The organism is uncultured Mycobacterium sp. (genome assembly GCF_964249325.1).
Lineage (GTDB): Bacteria > Actinomycetota > Actinomycetes > Mycobacteriales > Mycobacteriaceae > Mycobacterium.
In genome coordinates this window covers 1-4,512 of the sequence record NZ_CAXUCH010000208.1, presented here as the reverse complement: position 1 = coordinate 4,512, position 4,512 = coordinate 1, and the positions used below count along the sequence as shown (strand labels likewise).

At 66.2% G+C, this 4,512-nt stretch carries 2 protein-coding genes and 2 pseudogenes (1 of these 4 only partly in view); 3 read left to right on the top strand and 1 reads right to left on the bottom strand.

Annotation, left to right across the window (positions count from 1 at the left end; translation table 11 throughout):
- Positions 1-813, bottom strand: a pseudogene (locus tag ACFE99_RS19985) (peptidylprolyl isomerase) (it extends 67 nt beyond the left edge of the window).
- Between the two features lie 110 nt (positions 814-923).
- Here ACFE99_RS19985 and ACFE99_RS19980 point away from each other — a divergent pair.
- From ACFE99_RS19980 to ACFE99_RS19970, 3 genes and pseudogenes are all read left to right on the top strand, one after another.
- Positions 924-1,589: an MBL fold metallo-hydrolase gene (locus ACFE99_RS19980; RefSeq protein ID WP_375488160.1), complete on the top strand. Its 666-nt coding sequence runs from the start codon at positions 924-926 to the stop codon at positions 1,587-1,589.
- On the top strand, positions 1,586-2,848 hold the full coding sequence (hisS, locus tag ACFE99_RS19975; protein ID WP_375488159.1) for a histidine--tRNA ligase: 1,263 nt from the start codon (positions 1,586-1,588) through the stop codon (positions 2,846-2,848). The genes ACFE99_RS19980 and hisS overlap by 4 nt, the downstream gene beginning before the upstream one ends.
- Positions 2,849-3,393: 545 nt before the next feature.
- Positions 3,394-4,512, top strand: a pseudogene (locus ACFE99_RS19970) (HNH endonuclease signature motif containing protein); the annotation flags it as partial.

The window sequence follows — 4,512 nt, the reverse complement described above, 5'->3', positions numbered from 1 at the left end:
CTTTGCGATCTTGTCGAGGGTGGCCAGGCCGTCCTGCTGGATCGTGCCGAAGACGGGGTATTCGGGCGGCAGCTGTGAGTCCTTGTACACCATGAAGAACTGGCTGCCGTTGGTGTTCGGTCCGGCGTTGGCCATGGCGAGCGTTCCACGCGGGTACACCACCGGCTCGTGCAGCGCAGGGTCCTCGGGCTTGTACTGGTCGCTGGGGTATTCGTTGGCGAATTGGTAGCCAGGTCCTCCGGTGCCGTCGCCCTTGGGGTCGCCGCATTGCAGCACGCTCAGCGTCGGCGAGGTGGACAGCCGATGGCATTGGGTGTCGTCGAAGAACGTCTGCTGGGCCAGGCTGACGAAGCTGTTGACCGTGCACGGCGACTTCGCGTTGTCCAGTAGCAGGCCGATGTTGCCCTGATCGGTGACCATGCTGACGCTGACCTGCGCCAGATCGGTCGGCACCTTGCCTGATCGGGGCGGGTTTACCGGCTTGCTCGCCGGGTCCGGCGACGGCGGGTACTGGCAATTGGCGCCGGTGTTCGCCGACGGTGTGAACGCCGGCAACGGCGGCACGCCGGGTGCTGGGGGCTGGGCCGGTGTGGTCGTGGCAGAGGTACTGCTGCTGGCTGACGCGGTCCGGTTGTGGTGCTCGTGGTTGGCGAGCACCAGGGTTGCCACCACCGCGGCGACCACAACCACCGCGGCGACCGAACTGCCGACGATCATCATGGTCCGGCGCCGGCGGGCTTGCTGGGCACGACGCTCCATCTGCCGTTCGAGTTTGCGCTTGGCTGTCGCCCGTCGTTGTTCATTGGTCGGCACCGCGGCTACCCCTCCGTCGTTGTTCTCTCGAGTCTGGACAGAGTGTGCCAGCCGCTCCTGAACACGGGTCGCACCACCCGCGAGCGGCGGCGGATGGGAGACTGGGGACCGTGCTGATCACCGGATTCCCAGCTGGGTTGCTGCAGTGCAACTGCTACGTGGTGGCGCCGCACCTCGGGGCGGACGCCATCATCGTCGACCCCGGCCAGCGTGCTTTTGCCCCGCTGCGGCGGATCCTCGACGAGCACCGGCTGACCCCGGCGGCCGTTCTGCTCACCCACGGCCACATCGACCACATCTGGTCGGCGCAGAAGGTCTCCGATACCTTCGGCTGCCCCGCCTACATCCACCCCGAAGACCGGTTCATGCTGACCGACCCGATCAAGGGCTTCGGTCCGCGGCTGGGCCAGCTGCTGCTGCGCGCGATGTTCCGCGAACCCAAGCAGGTCGTCGAACTCGACCGCGACGGCGACAAGATCGACCTGGCCGACATCACCGTCACCGTCGACCACACCCCCGGCCACACCCGCGGGTCAGTCGTTTTCCGGCTCGGCGGCGACGGATCCGACGTCGTGTTCAGCGGCGACACGCTGTTCGAGCGCTCCGTGGGTCGTACCGACCTGTTCGGTGGCAGCGGCCGCGACCTGCTCTGCTCGATCGTCGACAAACTGCTGGTGCTCGACGACAACACCGTGGTGCTACCAGGGCACGGTCCCAAGACCACGATCGGCGCCGAACGCCGGTACAACCCGTTCCTCGAAGGTCTCAGCCCGTGAGCCAGTTCTCGGCGCCCAAGGGCGTACCGGATTACGTTCCACCGCAATCCGCGCGATTCGTCGCCGTCCGCGTCGGCCTGCTTGACGCCGCACGCCGCGCCGGCTACAGCGATATCGAGCTGCCGATCTTCGAAGACACCGCGCTGTTCGCCCGCGGGGTCGGCGAGTCCACCGACGTGGTGTCCAAGGAGATGTACACATTCGACGACCGCGGCGGCCGGTCGGTGACGCTGCGCCCCGAGGGCACCGCCGGCGTGGTGCGCGCGGTGATCGAGCACGGCCTGGACCGCGGGGCGCTGCCGGTGAAGCTGTGCTATTCGGGCCCGTTTTTCCGCTACGAACGCCCCCAGGCCGGCCGTTACCGTCAGCTGCAGCAGGTCGGCCTGGAGGCGATCGGCGTCGACGATCCCGCGCTGGACGCCGAGGTGATCGCGGTCGCCGACGCCGGGTTTCGTTCGCTGGGCCTGCAGGACTTCCGGCTGGAAATCACCTCGCTGGGCGACGAGACCTGCCGCCCTCAGTACCGGGAGTTGTTGCAGGACTTCCTTTTCCAGCTAAACCTGGACGAAGAAACCCGCAGGCGCGCAGAGATCAACCCGATGCGGGTGCTCGATGACAAGCGCCCGGAGGTCAAGGCGATGACGGCAGACGCGCCGGTAATGCTCGACCACCTCTCCGATGTCGCCAAACAGCACTTCGACACCGTGCTGGCTCACCTGGATGCACTCGGTGTGCCGTATGCCATCAACCCGCGCATGGTGCGCGGGTTGGACTACTACACCAAGACCGCATTCGAGTTCGTGCATGACGGGCTGGGCGCGCAGTCGGGCATCGGCGGCGGCGGGCGCTACGACGGGCTGATGCGCCAGCTCGGCGGAGCCGACCTGTCCGGCATTGGATTCGGCCTGGGAGTAGATCGCACGATGCTCGCCTTGCAAGCCGAGGGCAGGACGGTGGGGGAGAGCAGGCGATGCGACGTGTTCGGCGTGCCGTTGAGCGATCAGGCCAAGCTGCAGTTGGCGGTTTTGGCCGGCCAGTTGCGGGCCCGGGGGTTGCGCGTCGACCTTGCCTACGGCGATCGCGGTCTCAAAGGCGCGATGCGCGCCGCCGACCGCTCCGGTGCTCGCATCGCCCTGGTCGTCGGCGACCGCGATCTCGATGCCGGCACGGTCGCGGTAAAAGACTTGGCGACCGGTGACCAACAGGCGGTTCCTGTCGATTCCGTTGTGTCCGAGGTGGTTTCGCGGCTGGACTCGTAGTTACGTCACACCCGCATCTGCGCCACAGCAGTCTAGGCTCGATGAATGATCCACGACATCACAAGTGGCTGGCAGACGTGAACAGATCGATCGTGGAATCGTACAAGCGCGACCAAGAGATGGCGCGTCAGCCGGGCGGTACCCAAAGGACAGGGCATCGCGTCGAGTCACGCTGGGATGATGTCTTGCGTGACTGGTTGCCGCCGCAGTATGCGATCGGTGAGCGAAAGTACTTGCTCTTGGAGACCGATGATGGGCCACCAGCCACGAAAGAAACTGACCTTGTCGTCTTCCACCCGCACTATCCAGAGAAGCTGCGGATCGCTAGTCAATACCGAAATCACGGACCGTGGTATTACTAACCCCGATGGTTCCGCCGGCCGTTACCTAGCTGGTGTCGCTAGCAGCTCGTACCCGGTTGTCCTGTCTCCCCTGACTTGGTCACGAACGCGGATTCGCGGTTGTTGCTGCGGGTTGACCGGTTGTGTTCCGGAGCCGGGATCGGGCGGCCCGGTTTTGTCGCTGGTGGTTGCGATGATGTGGTCATGTTTTCGACCGCATCCGCTGGTGCCGTGGTGGTGAGTCCTAGCGAGCGTCTTGAGGGGCTGTTTGAGGAGTTGGCGGAGTTGAGCGGTCAGCGCAACGCGATTGATGGGCGCATCGTGGAGATCGTGGCCGAGATCGATCGCGACGAATTGTGGGGTGCCACCGGCGCGCGGTCGGTGCCGGCGTTGGTGGCCTGGAAGACCGGCTGCTCGCCGGGACACGCCCACACGATCGCCACCATCGCCCGCCGGCTGGAGGAGTTCCCACGCTGCGCGCAAGGCATGCGAGAGGGCCGGTTGTCGGCCGATCAGGTCGGGGTGATCGCGGCGCGGGCCGGGGCGGGATCCGATGCGCACTACGCGCAGCTGGCGGCCTGCGCCACGGTCACTCAGCTGCGCACCGCGGTCACGCTGGAACCGCGACCCGAACCCGAACCTCGGCCCGAGCCCGAGCGCTCGATCACCACGACCACCAACGAGCAGGGCAGCTGCTATCGGATCACACTTCCCCGCCATGACGCCGCCAAGTTCGACGCCGCGTTGGCGTCGCATCGTGATGCGCTGATCGCCGAGTACAAGCACGATCACGGCGATGGCGGGGGCGCTTCTGATCAGCGGCGCCCATTTCCTGGCACCGCCGAGGCGTTTATGCGCTTGGTCGAGGTGGGATGGGACGCCGAGGCGGCACGGCGGCCACACGGGCAACACACCACCGTGGTGGTGCACCTCGACGTTGAGCAGCGCGCTGCCGGGCTGCATCTGGGTCCGCTGCTGTCCGACGCCGAACGCCGATACCTGACGTGTGATGCCACGTGTGAAGTCTGGTTCGAGCGGCACGGCGAAATCATTGGTGCTGGCCGGGCGGCCCGCCTGATCAACCGGCGGCTTCGCCGCGCGCTGGAGTATCGCGACCGCATGTGCGTGGTTCCTGGCTGTGGTGCCACCCGTGGTCTGCATGCCCATCACATCCGGCACTGGGAAGACGGCGGCCCCACGGAGTTGGCCAACTTGGTGCTGTGTTATGCCCGTATCATCACCGGTTGCACCATCGTGGCGTCATCACTATCACTGGATCTGCAGGCGCGCTGATCGTCACCGACAGCGCCGGCCGATTACTGA